We start from the raw sequence: 16,540 nt of genomic DNA on the forward strand, positions 1-16,540 counted from the left end.
GCTCCACTGGTTCATGCCGGCGGCATGGTCTACCTGCATGGGTTGCACCATTCCTCACACCCCCCGACCCCGCCCTCGGCGGGGTTTTTTGTGGGCAAGCTCCAGTCACAAAAAAGCCCCCTCATGACGAGGGGGCTTGCCGTGGTGTGAGGTTGGAATGGAATGTTTCCAAGCGCCGTTCTAGGGAAGCGAATGTCCCAGAGCCTGTGCGGTTGAACAACTGGTTACAAAGAACTGGCACTGTGCCAGTCCTCTGGCGACGGTTGGTGCGTGTGAGGAGTGGATTCGCCTCAACGGTGGAAACAAGGTCACACCCTTGAAGCGAATCCCGAAAAGCCCTGCCTTTGGCGGGGCTTTTTTTTGCCTAGGCGGCAATCAGTTCCCGCTTGAGCAGGACTGCTCCGTTGGAGAGCAACAGGCGGTGGCGCTGGACCTCCTCATCGAGGGGGACAACAACGCTCTGGGCCCCGCCATTGGTCCAATAGTGGAGCTTCACCTGAGGCGTGGTGGATGACGTGGGGATCTCGATCGAACCCGTCATGCGGCGACGAATGGCTCCTCCAATTGAGCCGTATCCGATGGGGGGGTGACGTAGTCAGCGTTACGTCCTGCTGATCGACATTGACCCGCCGCGGCCAAGGCCTGCTGAAGATCCTGGCTACAGCTGAGCACCCGGGACCAGCTCGGCAGTTGCTGAACCGAGGGTGTCTCCATCAGATCCTTGATGGCCGGCCGCAGCAGCTGCGCAAAGTCCTGAACGGCCAGTTCTTCGCCATGGCGGTCATGGGGGAGGCCATTGATGGCTGAATCGAGCCCGAACTGCCGGACCCGATCTTGGCCGACCCTGCGATAGAGCGCTTCCAGGGTGGGGAGTTGCTCGTTGAGCAAATTGCAGCCCTCGTGCTCCATCAAGCCCCGCAGGACCGTGCGCAGGATTTCGCTGGCCATCCGCTTGAGTCCCTGCTCAGGGGTCGCCCCGAGATCCTTGTGCTTGTGGTCAAACACCCCCAGGTCCACCTGGGCAATCCGACTCATGGCGACGTGGCGATAAACCTCGGAGAGCAATCCGATCTCCAAGCCCCAATCGCAAGGAATTCGCAAATTCATCGCCAAATCGGTCGTGAATGCAAACTCACCGGCCAAGGGATAGCGAAAGGACTGGAGATAACGGAGATAGGGAAGAGGGCCGACGATCTGCTCCAAGCTGCTCAGTAAGGGACCCACGAACAAACGGGTCGCCCTTCCCTGCAGAGCATGGGTTTCTAGGGAAAGCCTGCTGTAGAAGGCTTTGACATAGGCGACCCCCGTGGAGCGATCCAACAGGGGCTGGAGCATGCGCTGGGGATAGGCCGACGAAAACGTCCGGATGTCGGCGTCGAACAGCCCGACAACTTCAGCCTCGCGGCAGGCCACCCCCAAGCCCTGCCAGACGGCCCATCCCTTGCCAGGGGGACCAAGCACGTCCAGACCTAAGGATTTGACTGACTGCAGCAGCTCGATGACCGCCGGGCCATTGGTCCAGTGCACGTGCACGGGGAAGGGCATCGCCGCCCAGAACGCCTCGGCCTCATCCACCTCCTCAACGGAGTCAGCCGCAAGGGCGATGACGAGCGACTGCAGACCTTCGAGACCCGACAACACCTCACGGATCAGGCGCAAGGCCGGGCGGCGGAACTCCTCCATCAAGCAGGGGAGCAGCAGAGCCGTCGGACGATCACGTAATTGCTGATGGAACAACTCAGGGGCTGCCCCTGAGAAGCCGTAGTCATGAACAGTGGTGATCAGTCCTTGCTGGAAGTCCATGCAGTAATCGATGCAACAACACCCAGGAGCCAGCTGCTCGATATCTGGTGGAGTGGAGGGAGCGCTGGTGGTTGGGTTGGACCGGCAGAGACAGCTGGAACTGTTACTGGGAGGTCTTTACCCGGGGCAGTCTTCAAACGAGATCAAAAGCTTGTCGTCGCATTTGCTGCAGTCCGAGTGTCTCGGTGCGCAGACGCACACCCAAACGCAGCGCCCCTGGAGCAGCGCAACCTGCGTGCTGATCTGCTACGCCGATTCGGTGATCGAAACCGATCGCACCAGCCTTCCTCTGCTGCGAGAGCTGCTGAATGGCCCGCTACTCGCCCTCTCCTCCATCGTCCATGTGCTGCCCTTTTGGCGCTCCACCAGTGACGGGGGCTTCGCAATCTCCAGCCACGAGGAGCTCGAGCCGCGCTTCGGTGAGTGGAAAGACCTAGAGGCCTTGAGCCACGGACGTCTCCTGATGGCGGACCTTGTGCTGAACCATGTCTCGGCCTCCCACCCTTGGGTCCACCAATGCCTCCAAGACAGCGCACCCGGCAGCTCCTGCATCCTGCAGGCCAGTCCTGATGTCTGCTGGTCAGAGGTCGTGAGGCCCCGCAGTTCGCCCTTGATCAGCAGCCTGGCCGGCCGCAGCGGCAGCAAGCAGGTCTGGACCACCTTCGGTCCGGACCAGGTGGACCTGAACTGGCAGGAGCCAGAGGTGCTGCGGCACTTCAACCGTCTGATGCAACGCCTCTTCCGCCACGGCGTCGGCTGGTTGCGGCTGGACGCGGTGGGGTACGTCTGGAAGGAACGCTTCACCAGTTGCATCCACCGACCCCAAGCCCACGTCATCGTCCAAGTGCTCCGCCTCCTGCAGGAAGCCCACGCCCCTGGGGGGGCCGTGGTGACCGAGACGAACGTGCCGGAGGCAGAGAACCTCTCCTATCTGCGGTCCGGGCGGGAAGCGCACCTGGCCTACAACTTCCCCCTGCCTCCGCTGTTGCTGGAGGCGAGCCAGAGCGAGCGTTGCGATCTACTCAACCGCTGGCTAGCGGGTTGGCCAGAACTACCCGAGGGCACCAACCTGCTGAACTTCAGCGCCAGCCATGACGGGGTTGGGCTTCGACCACTCGAAGGCCTGATGGATCAGCCCCGGTTACTCCAACTTCTGGCTGGGTGCGAACAACGGGGTGGGCTGATCAGCCACCGGCGCCTCAGTGATGGCACTGAAGTTCCTTACGAAATCAACATCAGCTGGTGGAGTGCCATGGCCGATCCCGGTCGGGACTCACGGCGCTGGCAGCGGGAACGCTTTCTGCTGACCCAGCGCTTCAAGCTGGCCCTACCTGGGGTGCCTGCGTTTTATTTACCAGCCCTGCTGGCGGCCCCAAACGACACCGCTCGCTTTCATGCCAGTGGCCATCGCAGGGACTTGAACCGGCCGCAGTTCCATGCTCAGGCACTGCAGCTGCAACTCCAGGACCCTGGCCAAGACGCCAGCCTCAATGTCGCCCAGCTGCAGTACGCGATGGAGCAGCGGGCCAACCTGCCCGCCCTGGATCCTGATGCACCGATGCGAGTCATCAGCGCAGGCCGCTCCGATGTGGTGATCCTGGAGCGGGGCCAAGAGAACGCGCGTCTGTGGGCTATCCACAACTTCACCGCCACGCGCCAATCACTCGTGTTGGCATCGCTCTGGGGTGCGTCCTCTCCTCGGGGATGGATCGATCACCTCAATCCGGCTGGAACGGTCAGAACCGAGCGCCAACTGGAGCTGGAACCCTTTGGCGTTTATTGGATCAGCAGCCGATGAGTCAACCCAAGACCTGGTGGATCGTCACGGACCTGGACGGGACGCTGTTGGACCACAACTACAGCTGGGAACCAGCTGCCGAGACCCTGCGATGGCTGCAGCGCGAACAGATTCCGGTCATCCCCTGCACGAGCAAAACCGCCGAAGAAGTCCGAGACTTTCGGCAAGCCGCTGGGCTCCGTGATCCATTCATCGTCGAAAACGGAGGAGCGATCCATGGAGAAGCACCGAGCGGTGAGGAATGGGAAGAGGCCCTCGGCATCCACCACAAGCTCCTTCGGCCTCGGCTGAGTGAGTTGGAGGCCTTACTGGGTGAATCCCTACTCCCCTTGGAGGAGCTCAGCGAAAGTGAAGGCTTGCGTCTACTGGGCCTTGGTGGTGAGGCCTTAGCCCAAGCCCAGAGACGCTGTTGGAGTGTGCCCTTTGTTCCCCCCTCGGATGAAGGGCGTCAACGCCTACCAGCCCTGGCCGCCTCCCTTGGTCTCAGCGTCGTCCAGGGCAACCGCATGGGCCACCTCTTGGGGCCAGAGGTGAGCAAAGGTGAAGCCCTGACTCGTCTCAAACAACGGCTGGGAGGCCAACAACCCAGGGTGCTGGGGCTGGGGGACTCACCCAATGACATTCCCCTACTGGAAGCGGCCGATGTGGCCGTCGTTGTTCCAGGTCCGGATGGCCCGCACCCCGCCTTCCACCGCGCCCTTGAGCAGAAGCGCTACCTGTTGGCCCCCGCCGCCCATGCCGAGGGATGGGCACGGGTCATCCGCGAACTCATCGGTTAAGCCGCCGAGGGATCGTCCCCGACAAGCGGTGTGACCGTTCGGTTGAGGGCCGTGCCTGCGGGATTGGGCAGTTCAGCAAAGGAATCACGCCATTGCTGCACCCAGAGTTGCTGACTGCGCTCGTACAGCGCCATCAGGGAGTCGACAGCGCACTCTTCAAAATCCACCCGCAGATCCAACAGCGGGAAAGCCGCCTCGCCGCTGACCTGCAGGGCAGCCGATGTCGCATGGGGGGAGCGCAGATCACCGCCGGCCTCCTCACCGGCGCGAAGGGCGCTCAGCAGGCGACGCCCCAATTTCCAGGAGGGATCACTCAACAGAAAGGCCTCCTCCATCGCCAGCAGGACAGCCTCGCCAGCGAGAAAGTTGCCCGCAACCGCCAGATCCGGATGGCAGCGATGGCTGGCATAGGGACCGCATTCAGAGCCCGTCCAGCCCGCCGTACGGCCGCAGGCATCAATCAGGTGCAGCTGACGGTGCTCCATCTGCGGGTCATCCCGCAACAGGCTGGCCAGGACGGTTTCCGCATCCCGGTTTTGCTCCATGCGCTCGAGACCACAAATCCCCAGATAGGGGTTCGTGTGGGCCTGGGTCGCGACGGCCCCAACCCCAGAGCGGATATGGGGAACCGTTGATCCGACGGCGAGGTGACAGGTGGCAACGGCCACGCCAAAGCGCCCGTTGGATGGATCCCGCGCCAGGATTGAAAAGGTCATCCCGAGAGCTGGGCATCCAGGCGCAGAAACGCCTCCAGCAAGACCGACGTTCCGGCAACACACTGCTCAAGGCTCGTGTACTCGGCCGCGGAATGGCTCAGGCCCCGATGGCTTGGGACAAAAACCATGCCCATCGGCCAACGGCGGCCCAATTCCTGGGCGTCATGGCTGGCGCGACTGGGAAGGGCGCTGTGGGAGAAGCCCAAGGCTGAGGCCGAGGCGGCGATCGCCTCCATCAGCAGCGGTGCAGCCGGGGTCGGATCCACAGAGAACTGGGGCTCCATCGTCACGCTGCAACCACTGGCCTCAGCAATAGACGCCAGGCGTTCCTCGAGCTGCGCACTCAGGGAGGACAAGACCTCGGGGTCCAGATCGCGCAGATCCACGCTGCACTGAACCTCCCCGGGAACGACGTTGGCGGCATTCGGCCAGACCTCAAATCTGCCGACCGTGGCCACCGGATCACCGGGGTGCTCGAGGGCCATGGTCTGAACCGCCAAGACGACCTGCGCGGCGGCCACCAGGGCATCCTGCCGCTGATCCATCGGCGTCGTACCGGCGTGGTTGGCCTGCCCGCAAACGCGGATCGTGAAACGGCGCTGGCCGACCACCCCTTGAACGACACCAATGCTGTCGCCGCGTTGCTCCAGGACAGCACCCTGCTCCACGTGGAGCTCGAGAAAAGCAGCAATGGCGTCATCGCTGCGGGCCGCAGTGGTCAGGCGCTCCCAGTCCCCACCGAGGCGAGCCAGGTTCCGCTCAATCGGATCACCGTTACTGGTGGTGTAATCGCTGGGGTCGCCGCTGGCCGTTCCGGCCATCCCTTTGCAGCCCACCATCGTGGACTCCTCATCGGCAAAGACGATCAGCTCAAAGGGGTGCCGCAGCTGAAGCGAGGCATCCTTCAGGCAGCGGACCAGTTCCAGTCCAGCCAAGACGCCGAGGGTGCCGTCGTAGCGACCACCGGTTGGAACGGTGTCCAGATGTGAACCGCTCACCAGCGCGGGGAGGTTGGGCTCTGAGCCCTCCAGGCGACCAATCAGATTGCCGGCAGCATCGATGCGCAGGCTCATCCCCGCGTCGATCAGCCATTCACTCAGCAGTTCACGGCCCTGACGGTCCTCGGCGCTGAAGCCGCGCCGGCAAATGGAACCATCTGGCTGAAGACCGACTTCGGCCATGGCCTCCAAGGAGGCCAGGAGGCGCATGGCGTTGACCGAGGGTCTCTTCAGTTGAGCGGTGGGCGCAAGGGTTTGGGAGCCCGGGGCAGAGAGAACCAACCGCAGACCTGCACGTTCAAAAAAGCCCCCCCACCATCCGCCAGGAGGGCGAAGTACTGCGTAACCGTTGCGACCGTTTAAGCCGCAGCGGCCGGGTGCCAACCGAGGGCATCGGCCTTGGCGCGGGCCTGGGCCGGCACATCCGCGGCAATGAACATCCGGTGCAACATCTGCACGCCAAGCAGGTGGTTGATCATGGCGTCCATCTGAACGCGGTCCGCATCGGTCGTGGCCGGGTCGTCATGGCGGGCGAAGAGGGCCCGAACACCCGCGACGCTCAGGAGTCCCGCCGCCTCGATCGCCTGATCACTCAGGTAGTCATCGGCCAGCTGCTTCATCTGCTCCCACTTCTCGGGCTCGGTGTGGGCCGGCGGAGCCATGAAGGCAAATTTTTCGCGCTTGTAGAGCACCTCCGGCAAAAGGCCCGCCATGGCCTCGCGCAGGACGTACTTCTCGGTCTTGCCCTTGATCCGCAGCTCAGGTGGGACCTGAACCGCCGCTGCCGCCAGGTGGTGATCCAAGAAGGCCGGACGCGCCTCCATGGAGTTGGCCATGTCCACCCGGTCACCACCCCAGGTGAGGATCTGGCCCTCCAGCATCGTCTTGATCCAGACGTACTGGGCCTTATCGAGGGCGTGGCGCCCCTCCAGCTGATCGGGATCCAGGGTCTTGGCGATGGCCTGGCCCGGCGAATAGTCCGAAAGGACCGAGCGATGGGCCTCCGCGAGCAGGTCCGGCACCAACGGCGCACAGGCCAACCAAGGCTGGAGGCAGCTGGGGGTGAAGCCCACGACCGCATCGAGGTCAGGGTCATCCACTTGATCCGCCGCCAACATCGCCCCCTGCACCAAGGCATTCGATTGCTGCAGCAGGTCTTCCCAGGCTTTGCGCTCCGGCTCCGGCAGATCCTGCAGACCGTGGAGGAACATGTCGCGGCGGAAGGCGGGATAGCCACCGAAGAGCTCATCGGAGCCCTCTCCGGTCATCACCACCTTGTAGTTGACGCTGTTGACGTGGCGGCTCATCAAGAACTTGGCCACCGCCAGGGTGTTGTAGATCGTGCGCTCCGTGTGCCAGAGGGTGCGTTCCATCCAGCCATAGAGCTCCTTGCCCGAGAGACGCATGACGTCCTGCTCAGCGGCTGTGGCCTCGGCCATCTCCTGGGCGATGGGCGACTCGTCGTAGCGCGCGTCGTCAAAGCCAATGGTGAAGGCCTTCACCGGGCTCTGGCTGACGGCAGCGGCCAGCCCCAGGATTGAGCAGCTATCAATGCCTCCGGAGAGGTAGCAACCCACCGGGACATCAGCGACCATCCGCAACTCCACCGCTTCCAGCAGGGCGGCACGGATCGCCTCGATGTGGTCGGCTTCACTCTTGCTGCTGTCCCGCTCGCCCTGACGCGGGAAGTCCATGTCCCAGTACTTCCAGGTCTCCACCTCAAGGTTGCCGTTGCGCCGGCGAACACTGATGCCATGGCCAGGCGGCACCTGATGGATGCCCGCGAAGGCCGTGGTCCCGGGGACCATGGTTTGCATCAACTGGTGGAAGAGCCCTTCGGAGGTGAAACGCCGCTCGACCGCCGGATGGGCAAACAGGACCTTGAGTTCCGAACCAAAGACCAAGCCCTGGGGTGTGATCGTCCAGTACTGGGGTTTGATCCCGAAGCGATCCCGGACCAGGTGCAACACATCGCCGGTCTCGTCGTAGATCGCGAAGGCGAACTCACCGCGCAATTGCGGCAGCGTCGCCCCTAAACCCTGCTGTTGATAGAGACGCAGCAGGATCTCCGAATCGCTCTTGCTGCTGAAGCGAACACCGCGGGCCGTCAGATCAGCGCGGATCCGCTGAAAGTCATAGAACTCGCCGTTGTGGGCCATCAGGACCCGGGCGCCGGCCCCCGCCTCTGCGCTCAGGAAGGGTTGACGGGCCCGGGTCTCATTCAGATCAATGATCGAGAGGCGGGCATGACAGAAGCCCACGCCGGCTTCATCCAGCGTGCGGTAGCCAAAACCATCGGGACCGCGATGCTCCTGGATCGCAGCCATGTTGACCAACAGCTGCGGGTCAACGGGCTGATCCGCCCTGGTGCTGAAGACCCCACCAATGCCACACATCCCTTCGTCCTCCTCAGATCACATCCATGACCCGGTTGGTGCGGTCCACCATGCAGGTCAACAGAGCCATGCGCAGGAAGACCGCCCCCCGGGCCTGACTGAAGTACCAGTTGTGGGGGGTGTCATCGAGGCAAGTGCTCAGTTCCGGCCCACGGGCCAGGGGATGCAACACGATGGCGTCCGGCTTGTAGGGCAGATCCCGCGTCAGCCGAAAGCTGTTGCCGTGGACCTCATAGCTATCGCCCACCCAAGCAATGGCGTTGATGTAGATGACATCCAGACCGGGGATCTCGCCCTGCAGGTCTCCGGTGCAGCGCACCTTCAGACCCGCCTGCTGCAACTCCTCCAGCTGGCCGCGATCAAAGAGGTCCTCTCTGGCGTCGTTGGCCGGGTCATGGATGAGGACCAACTCCTCCACCATCTGCGGGAATTTCGCCAGGATCCGCAGCAGTGAGCGAACCGTGCGCATGCGGCTGGGGATGCCAACGATGCCGATGCGCGCCCGCTGATCCTCGGGGACCTCAGGGGACGCCAAGGCGGGGCGCCACTTGAGCATCGTGTAGAGGTCGGCCATCGCCTGGGTGGGGTGTTCATCAATGCCATTGCCGGCGTTGATGATCGGAATCCGCAGGGTGTCGGTCATCGCATAGATGGCCTGGGAGTCGGTATCGCGCAGAACGATGCAGTCGCCGTAGTTGTTGAACATGTGGGCGACGTCTTCCAGCGACTCCCCCTTCGCCAGGCCCGTCGTGGCGCGGTCGGTGATGTTGATCGAATCACCGCCCAGACGGTGCCAGGCGCTGTCAAAGGACAGCCGCGTGCGGGTGCTGGGCTCGTAGAAGGCGTTGATCAAAATCTTTCCCTTCAACGGCGTGTTGTGGGCCGTATAACGATCGGGATTGCTCTCAAACTTGGCTGCCAGACGAAACAACTGCAGCAGGGTCTCGGGCCGGAAGGGCTGAATCGAGATCACGTGCTGCCCCACCAGCTCCTGGAGCGCCTCGCCGTCCTCTTGAATCGCCCCCAACAGGGCCTGGGGAGAGGCTGCGCCAAAGACATCCGGCCCCAGTGGATCAAAACGCACGGGTGCGTCAGCGCCGGTACTCGTCGTGACGGAGTGGAGTGCAGTCATAGCGATTAGGGGACCCAGGCCCACTGCTGCAGAACGCTGCGGCGGAATTGGTCGCACTGAGTCTCAAACCAAAATCCACCCTGCCACATCACTTTCTCCAAGTTCAAGCTGCTTAAAACGGGGCAGATTTGCGTAGCAACGGCTACACAAATGCCACTCTTGTTGTCATGGGGCATGCAAACAAAGGCGTTACCAGACATCGCCGCGCCTCCATTCGTTCCACCAAATCAGCAGAAGAACCAGCACAGAAAGCGCCAACCCCGCCACACTTCCATAAACCACCAGGCGCAACAGCGGTAGATCCACCAGCCAGCGCGGGGAGTCCGTCGACTGCGCCGCTCGGGCGGAGGGCAAGGCCAGAGCCAGGGCTGCCGCAGCAAGGGCAACACGGGTTTTGAGCGACCAACGTTTCATCCCTATCCCTCCTTCAGGGTCAACCAGTTGAAACGCTCCGGCTGGAGCTGGGTACCGACGGCCATGACCACTGCGGACACCGCCGCAGACAGCAGAGCTGCGCAGTAGGGAGCGATCAGGAAATAGGCGCCTAAGCCCACGGCGCTGCCGGAGACCATCGCCGCAATCGCCGCCCAGCGGTTGGCGCTAGGCCAGTAGAGCCCGTAGGCCACCGGCCAAATCGTGGACGCCACCAGGGCACCGGTGAAGAACAGCACAGAGGCCAGAGAGTCGAGCCGCGGCCAGGAGAGCAGCAGGGTCAACAGCCCCAAACCCAGCACCACCAAGCGGGTGGCCTGCCGCAACTGGGCATCACTCAAGTTGGGGTTCAGCAACTTGAAGACCACGTCCTCCGCCACCAAATCCGCCGTCGACGCCAAGAGGGAATCCAGGGTGGAGGTCAAGGAGGCAAAGACCACCACAAACACCAGCGCTGCACCACCGGCGCCCAAGAGCTGGGAGGCCACCACCGGGAAGAGCATGTTCACCTGGGGCAGATCCACCGCCTGCGCGAGCGCCACCAGGCCGATCGAACCGGTCACCAGCGGCACCGTCATCCAGGCCAAACCGCCCAGCACAAACGAGGCAAACACCACGGAGGCGCGGCTGGAGAAGACCCGTGACCACCAGATGTTGTTGTGAAACACCTCTCCCATGGAGAAGAGGGCGGAGTTCCAAGCAATCAACAAGCCAGCGGGCAACAGCAAATTCAGGCGCTCTGGATGCTGCGCCGCCAGTTCCCGGTGGAGCTCCTGCACGGGGAACTGCTGCAGGGCAAGAACAGCGACCAACACCAGCAAGCCCATGATCAGCAGGGACTGAATGAAGTCCGTTCCCACCACGGCGCGCATGCCGCCATAGAGGGTGTAGATCGTGGAGACACCGATGACGACAACCATCCCGAGCCGATAGTCGAAGCCGGAGAGGGCCTCCAGCAGGATCCCGGCCCCCATCGCCTGGGTCACCAGGAAGCCCAGGGTGTAGATCGCCGTGATCACCATGAAGACCCACCAGGCGGCTCGGCCATAGCGCAGGCGGATGAAGTCGCCGCTGGTGCGCCCCTTGGGCATCAGCGTTTTGATCCGCAGAGCCAAGGGTGCAAACAGGACCAGGCCCAGGCCGGCCAGGGCATAGCTGAACATCCCCCAGAGACCGTTGCGATAGCCGAACTCAGGCGCCAGCAAGGTGGTGTTTCCGGTCACCCAGGACGCCATCAAGGTGGCCGTGCTCAGGGCCAAACCGATGTTGCGGCCGGCCAGCATGTAGTCATCGGCATCGCCAGAACCCCGGCGTCCCCAGGAGACCCCAAGGGCGATCCAAAGGACCGAAAAAATCACCACCAGGGCCCAGGCGATCCCGGGGGCCAAGAAGGGTTGAACAGCCAGCAGGGGAACAAACGCCATGACTTAGCCCTCCCCCCAGGGATCCCGACCACGCCAGTGCAGATGGCCCTGAATCACCATCACGGTGGTCGCCAAGGTGACGACACCGCCCACCACAAAGATCAAGACAGCGCCCGCGAACGAATCCATCAGACCTCTGCAGCTGGCTTGCGGAAGCGCATTAGCCCCCAACTCAGGCGCCCCTGCTGCCCTCCTTCAATCCAGTGCCCCAGGCCCGCGGCCATGCGCTGGAGGTATTCCGGGCTGATCTTGGCCTGCAGCTCCTGCTCCCGTCGCGTGAGCTCCTCGCGAACACGGCTGTAATGGCGAACCAGCATCGCCGTCTGGTCCTGCCAGACCTCCCGCACGAGTCCGGCCTGGCCCGCCCACTGCTGATAGCGATCCGGTGACCCGAGGTCCGGGAGATGAATGCGATCGAGGATGGCCGTGAGGGACGCGGCCTCCACCCCATCGGCGGCCATCGGATCGGTCAAGACCATGACCCCCCCCGGCTTCAGCAGGCGCGCAGCCTCTTGAAGGACTTTCTGCCGGTCACCTGAGTGAAGGATGGCGTCCTGACTCCAGACCACATCGGCACAACCGGCCGGAAGCGGAACGTCCTCAAAGGAGGCGTCATGCACCTGGATTTGCCCTTGCAATCCAGCGCGTTCATTGAGCTGGCAATGGCGAGCGTTCTCAACGGCAGAAATATTGATCGCCTCAACGCGGGCCCCGAACTCTTTGGCGAGGCGGCGGGCGGCGCCGCCGTAGCCCGAACCCAAATCAACAACCGTCGCCCCAGGTGGGAGCGTTCCGATCAGTTCAATTAAGGCATTGACCGTGCGCTGACTGGCAGGTGCGATGGCCTCGGCATCAGAGTCATAGAGACCGATGTGAATGTCTTCGCCGCCCCAGACCTCTTCATAGAAGCGATCAGCATCGACGCTGTCGTAGTAGTCCGAGGCCGTGCGCTCAGCGACTGAGAACTGGGTCTGAGTCATGACTAGATCACCGTTGTATCGCCATCAACCTCATAGGCCTTATGGGCCACATGGGCATAAAAGTCAGGATCATCCTTGCCGCGCTGATAATCGCCGTAACTGGTGATTTTCTGGAAACCCACCTCGCGCATTAAGCGACGCACATAGCCATAGCGAAGCGGGAACATGTTGAGGTGGAACGTACTGCCATCACTGAAGGCATAGCGGAAGCGAGCAAGACCCTCATCCACACAATCGGGGCTCACTGAGACATCCTCTCCGCAATAGACCGTCCCCTTCCCCTGCTTCACGGCGGCACCACCTTCAAGCAGGCGGTCGTAGTTGCGATGGTCGAGAATCAGCAGGCCGTTGTGCTTCAAGACGGCGTAATACTCCGCCAGAGATTTACGCCGATCACGCTCGCGAAACAGGTGCGTAAAAGAATTACCCAAACAAATCACAGCATCAAACGTGCCGTGGATATCCCGGTTCAGAAAGCGCCAGTCCGCCTGGGCAGTCCGCAGGAGCTGATCACGATCTCGGGCATTGCGGAAGGCGCGGGCCAGCATGTTGGGACTGCCATCGGCACTCACCACATCAAAACCTTCTTGGAGGAGGCGAATGGAGTGGAACCCCGTCCCCGTAGCGACGTCCAGCACGGACTTCACGCCGTGCTCGCGCAGGATCCGGATATAGAAATCACCCTCCGCCTGCGCGCGGGCCTCCCAATCGATCAGGCGATCCCATCGATCAGCGAACTGCTCGATGTACTCCTGCTGATAGTGATCGGTCTCACGAACAGATTCAGGAGCGGCACCAAACCGCTGCTCATCCATTGCTCCAGCAGTCTTCGGCCGATGGGCCGAGGATGCTTGTGTGCGGTGGGATGTCGTCATTCAATCCTCGGGAGCCACCGATAGACGCAAACCTTCAGGGCTCAGCAATAGGGCTGGGGGATCACCTCTGAAGAGGCCTCCGGACACAGTCCACGAAGTCGTGAACTAAGCCATGGCCGCAACCTATCGATGAGGCCTAGGGCTGTCAGTGGTTGCTTCAAGCTGCAAAGTGATCTGATTGCCGCTCAGTCGCCGACATCAAAGTGAGCGAAGGCCATTCGAGCAAATGTTTGAACTTGCTAAAGACCTGACGATCACCCTTCAGCCTGTTGATTGAGCTTTTGATCGCTAGGGTCGCCGCAGTGCTTCGGCTTTGAGGTGTCTGCAGAGATCACACTTCAAGCCGTTTCAAAGCAGTTCTTGGGGCAGCCCAAAGCGGCTGTCCAGCAGGTCTCCCTCACGATCCAACCCGGCGAGATCTTTGTAGTGATGGGCCTCTCGGGCTCGGGGAAGTCCACCTTGTTGCGCATGATCAACGGACTGATCCAGCCCAGCTCGGGATCCGTGCAAGTGCGCGGCCAGGCCCTGGCGACACTCTCTCCAAAGGCGCTCAACCAACTGCGCCGGAACGCCATGGCCATGGTCTTCCAGTCCTTTGCCCTGTTCCCGCAACGCAGCGTTCTCGACAACGCTGCGTTTGGCCTGGAGGTGGCCGGCGTTCCCAGGGCGGAGCGTCAGAAGCAAGCCAGACGCGCCCTGGAGCGGGTGGGGCTCGGCAGCCAGTTGAAGCATAAGCCAGCCCAACTGTCCGGAGGGATGCAGCAGCGTGTGGGACTGGCCCGGGCCCTGGCGCTGGATCCCCCGATCCTGTTGATGGATGAGGCCTTCTCCGCCCTCGATCCGCTCATCCGCCGAGACATGCAGGACCTCCTGCTGGACCTGCAGGCCGAACAGCGACGCACGGTGGTGTTCATCTCCCATGACCTCGATGAGGCCATCCGCATTGGCGATCGCATCGCCCTGATGCAATCGGGGGAGGTGCTGCAGTGCGGAACACCCCAGGAGTTCCTTGAAGCACCGGCGAACCCCGCGGTCCGGGCCTTCTTTCAAACGGTCGATCGGGGTTCGGTGCTCACCCTGCGGCAGATCGTCGAACCCATCCCCGAAGACCTGGGGATCACTCTCAGCCTGGATTCCGAGGGACGCTTCCAAGGCCTACGCAACCCAGAGAACAGTTGGATCGAGGCTTCAGCCGCCGGAGCTCTCCCCTCGGAACTCCTGCTGAATGAGGCCATCAGTGCGGTCTCGAGCAACCCCTGGCCCACCCCCGTTCTGGACCCTGAACGACGCCCCTTGGGAGTGGTGACACCAAGGGGGCTGCTGCAGGCCCTCAAGGAGCAGGGCTGATGGTGCTCACGCTGGCGAGTCTCGAGCAGGCCGGGCCGCTGGGGCTAGGGGTAGATGCCGCTGTGGAGTGGCTCTTAAACAACGGCCAGGGCCTCTTCGACGTGGTCCAGGTCGCCATTGAGCGATTGACCGCAACGCTTGAGTTCGTCCTGGCTCAACCCGCGCCATGGCTGTTTGCCCTGGTCGTTGCCGTGGTGGGGTGGCGTTTGGTGGGAGGCAGCTTTGCACTCTTCAGCCTGCTGGGCTTGAACCTGGTCCTGGCCCTGGGTCTTTGGGAGCCGATGCTCGCCACCTTGGCCCTCGTGATCACCTCCTCGCTGTTGGCCTTGCTTCTGGGCTTTCCCCTGGCGGTGCTTGGGACCCGTCAGCCCTGGCTCTGGAGACTGCTGCGCCCCGGACTGGATCTGATGCAGACGATGCCGGCCTTCGTCTACCTCATCCCGGCGGTGATGTTGTTCAGCACAGGAGCCGTTCCCGCGATCATCGCCACCTTGATCTTCGCCATGCCTCCGATCGTGCGGCTCACCTACCTGGGGATCACTCAGGTGCCCACAGATCTGGTGGAGGCCGGACGGTCCTTTGGTTGCAGCGACCTGCAACTGCTGTGGATGGTGCAACTCCCCAGCGCTCTACCGACGGTGATGAGCGGGGTCAACCAGACCATCATGTTGGCGCTCTCCATGGTGGTCATCACCTCAATGATCGGCGGAGGCGGCCTCGGCGATGTCGTGCTCAGAGGCATTCAACAGCTCAATGTTGGCCTGGGCTTCGAGGGGGGAATCGCGGTGGTGATCCTGGCGGTGATTCTCGATCGCCTGAGCCAGGGCCTCTCACCCAGCAACGCCCGGAGACAACGATGAGCGACGCTCCACGCTGGTCACGGCGCAGCGCCCTGGTGGGCGGCATGGGCCTGGCGGGACTCTCGCTGGCGAGCTTGGTCCAGTTGGGTCGCCAACAACAGGGGGGCCAACGCAACAGCAGCGAATCCCTGGCTCAAAGCACAACTGAAGGGCAGAGCCGGACTGAGCGGAGACCCTTACGACTGGGCTGGTCCCCCTGGGCCGATGCGGAGGTGATCAGCCTGATGGCCAAGCAACTGATCGAGAAGGAACTGGGCTGGCCCGTCGAGCGCGTCCTGGCCGACATCGGCATCCAATACGCCTCCGTTGCCCGAGGGGATCTGGATTTGATGTTGATGGCCTGGCTTCCCCTGACCCATCGGGACTACTGGAAGCGCGTCCGCGATCGGGTCTTAGACCTCGGTCCGATGTACTCCGGACGACTGGGCTGGGTCGTCCCTGACTACGTCGATCCGGATCTGGTCACCTCCATTGGCGATCTCCGCCAAGCCTCTATTGCTGCGCGCTTTGACCATCAGGTTCAAGGGATCGACCCGGGATCGGGCCTGAATCAGCTCTCACAGGTCGCCCTGAAGGACTACGACCTCAGCGCGATCAAGTTGGTGGCCTCGAGCAGTGCAGCGATGAGTGCCGTGCTGGACCAGGCCATCCGCGAGCGGCGCTGGGTCGTGGTCACCAGCTGGACACCCCACTGGATGTTTGCTCGCTACAAACTGCGGTTCCTCAGCGACCCCAAACGCGCCTTCGGAGGAACTGAATGGATCCACGCCATCGGCCAGCCAGACCTCAGTGCTCTCGCCCCTGAGGTCACCGATTTCTTGACGCGCTTTCGGATCCCCGATGCCGATCTGGCCGAGGTGTTGTTGAAGGCCCATCAAGACACGGCCCAGTCCGCCGTGGACGCGTACCTCGATCAGCATCCGGAACGGGTCCGCTACTGGGTCAGCGGTCAGATCGGGCCCTCAGGTGCTGCGGGCTGAATGGGAAGCTGTGGCCAACG

The 16,540-nt window shown here is 62.7% G+C and carries 16 protein-coding genes; 5 read left to right on the plus strand and 11 right to left on the minus strand.

Features of this window, described 5'->3' with window-relative positions; translation table 11 throughout:
* Positions 1 to 364 precede the first annotated feature (364 nt).
* Together ACXIQ9_RS02975 and ACXIQ9_RS02980 are read right to left on the minus strand one after the other, a co-directional pair.
* The gene (locus tag ACXIQ9_RS02975; RefSeq protein WP_424174261.1) at positions 365 to 541 is read right to left on the minus strand and encodes a hypothetical protein; all 177 of its coding nucleotides are present in this window, start codon (positions 539 to 541) and stop codon (positions 365 to 367) included.
* Entirely contained in the window at positions 538 to 1,803 is a 1,266-nt protein-coding gene (locus tag ACXIQ9_RS02980; protein ID WP_010316034.1) for a glycosyltransferase family protein, read from the minus strand. The genes ACXIQ9_RS02975 and ACXIQ9_RS02980 overlap by 4 nt, the downstream gene beginning before the upstream one ends.
* Positions 1,804 to 1,813: 10 nt before the next feature.
* Between ACXIQ9_RS02980 and ACXIQ9_RS02985 the strand changes: the two genes are divergently transcribed.
* Positions 1,814 to 3,601: an alpha-amylase family glycosyl hydrolase gene (locus tag ACXIQ9_RS02985; protein ID WP_459015522.1), complete on the plus strand. Its 1,788-nt coding sequence runs from the start codon at positions 1,814 to 1,816 to the stop codon at positions 3,599 to 3,601.
* The gene (locus tag ACXIQ9_RS02990) at positions 3,598 to 4,380 is read left to right on the plus strand and encodes an HAD-IIB family hydrolase (RefSeq protein WP_029626207.1); all 783 of its coding nucleotides are present in this window, start codon (positions 3,598 to 3,600) and stop codon (positions 4,378 to 4,380) included. Before ACXIQ9_RS02985 ends, ACXIQ9_RS02990 begins: the two co-directional genes overlap by 4 nt.
* On the opposite strand, the gene ACXIQ9_RS02995 is transcribed toward ACXIQ9_RS02990, so the two are convergent.
* The 9 genes from ACXIQ9_RS02995 to bsmA form a co-directional block, all read right to left on the minus strand.
* Entirely contained in the window at positions 4,377 to 5,096 is a 720-nt protein-coding gene (locus ACXIQ9_RS02995; RefSeq protein ID WP_459015524.1) for a DUF1028 domain-containing protein, read from the minus strand. The two genes, ACXIQ9_RS02990 and ACXIQ9_RS02995, sit on opposite strands and share 4 nt — an antisense overlap.
* Positions 5,093 to 6,304, minus strand: coding sequence for an allantoate amidohydrolase (locus ACXIQ9_RS03000; RefSeq protein ID WP_459015526.1), 1,212 nt, complete (start codon positions 6,302 to 6,304; stop codon positions 5,093 to 5,095). Before ACXIQ9_RS03000 ends, ACXIQ9_RS02995 begins: the two co-directional genes overlap by 4 nt.
* A 149-nt stretch (positions 6,305 to 6,453) precedes the next feature.
* A complete protein-coding gene (gene asnB / locus ACXIQ9_RS03005) occupies positions 6,454 to 8,490 on the minus strand; it encodes an asparagine synthase (glutamine-hydrolyzing) (RefSeq protein WP_296421516.1) in 2,037 nt (678 codons plus the stop codon).
* A 13-nt stretch (positions 8,491 to 8,503) separates the two neighbouring features.
* On the minus strand, positions 8,504 to 9,622 hold the full coding sequence (locus tag ACXIQ9_RS03010; protein WP_459015528.1) for an aspartate/ornithine carbamoyltransferase family protein: 1,119 nt from the start codon (positions 9,620 to 9,622) through the stop codon (positions 8,504 to 8,506).
* Positions 9,623 to 9,811: 189 nt separating this feature from the next.
* Positions 9,812 to 10,036 (minus strand): hypothetical protein, encoded by a 225-nt coding sequence (locus ACXIQ9_RS03015; RefSeq protein ID WP_459015530.1) that lies wholly within the window; start codon positions 10,034 to 10,036, stop codon positions 9,812 to 9,814.
* A 2-nt stretch (positions 10,037 to 10,038) separates the two neighbouring features.
* Positions 10,039 to 11,478 carry a sodium:solute symporter family transporter gene (locus ACXIQ9_RS03020; RefSeq protein ID WP_247477598.1) on the minus strand — a complete coding sequence of 480 codons (1,440 nt, stop codon included), beginning with the start codon at positions 11,476 to 11,478 and terminating at the stop codon, positions 10,039 to 10,041.
* Positions 11,479 to 11,481: 3 nt separating this feature from the next.
* Positions 11,482 to 11,607 carry a hypothetical protein gene (locus ACXIQ9_RS03025; RefSeq protein ID WP_256463393.1) on the minus strand — a complete coding sequence of 42 codons (126 nt, stop codon included), beginning with the start codon at positions 11,605 to 11,607 and terminating at the stop codon, positions 11,482 to 11,484.
* Positions 11,607 to 12,458, minus strand: coding sequence for an SAM-dependent methyltransferase (locus ACXIQ9_RS03030; RefSeq protein ID WP_247477595.1), 852 nt, complete (start codon positions 12,456 to 12,458; stop codon positions 11,607 to 11,609). Before ACXIQ9_RS03030 ends, ACXIQ9_RS03025 begins: the two co-directional genes overlap by 1 nt.
* A 2-nt stretch (positions 12,459 to 12,460) precedes the next feature.
* Positions 12,461 to 13,273, minus strand: coding sequence for a glycine/sarcosine N-methyltransferase (gene bsmA, locus ACXIQ9_RS03035; protein WP_247477584.1), 813 nt, complete (start codon positions 13,271 to 13,273; stop codon positions 12,461 to 12,463).
* A gap of 378 nt (positions 13,274 to 13,651) precedes the next feature.
* Here bsmA and ACXIQ9_RS03040 point away from each other — a divergent pair, with 378 nt between their 5' ends.
* From ACXIQ9_RS03040 to ACXIQ9_RS03050, 3 genes are read left to right on the plus strand one after another with little or no spacing between them, the layout of a single operon-like run.
* The gene (locus ACXIQ9_RS03040) at positions 13,652 to 14,680 is read left to right on the plus strand and encodes a quaternary amine ABC transporter ATP-binding protein (protein ID WP_459015534.1); all 1,029 of its coding nucleotides are present in this window, start codon (positions 13,652 to 13,654) and stop codon (positions 14,678 to 14,680) included.
* Positions 14,680 to 15,540 (plus strand): ABC transporter permease, encoded by an 861-nt coding sequence (locus tag ACXIQ9_RS03045; RefSeq protein WP_247477583.1) that lies wholly within the window; start codon positions 14,680 to 14,682, stop codon positions 15,538 to 15,540. Before ACXIQ9_RS03040 ends, ACXIQ9_RS03045 begins: the two co-directional genes overlap by 1 nt.
* Positions 15,537 to 16,520, plus strand: coding sequence for a glycine betaine ABC transporter substrate-binding protein (locus ACXIQ9_RS03050; protein ID WP_459015536.1), 984 nt, complete (start codon positions 15,537 to 15,539; stop codon positions 16,518 to 16,520). Before ACXIQ9_RS03045 ends, ACXIQ9_RS03050 begins: the two co-directional genes overlap by 4 nt.
* Positions 16,521 to 16,540: the final 20 nt, after the last annotated feature.

The sequence above is a fragment of the Synechococcus sp. LTW-G genome, assembly GCF_054459035.1.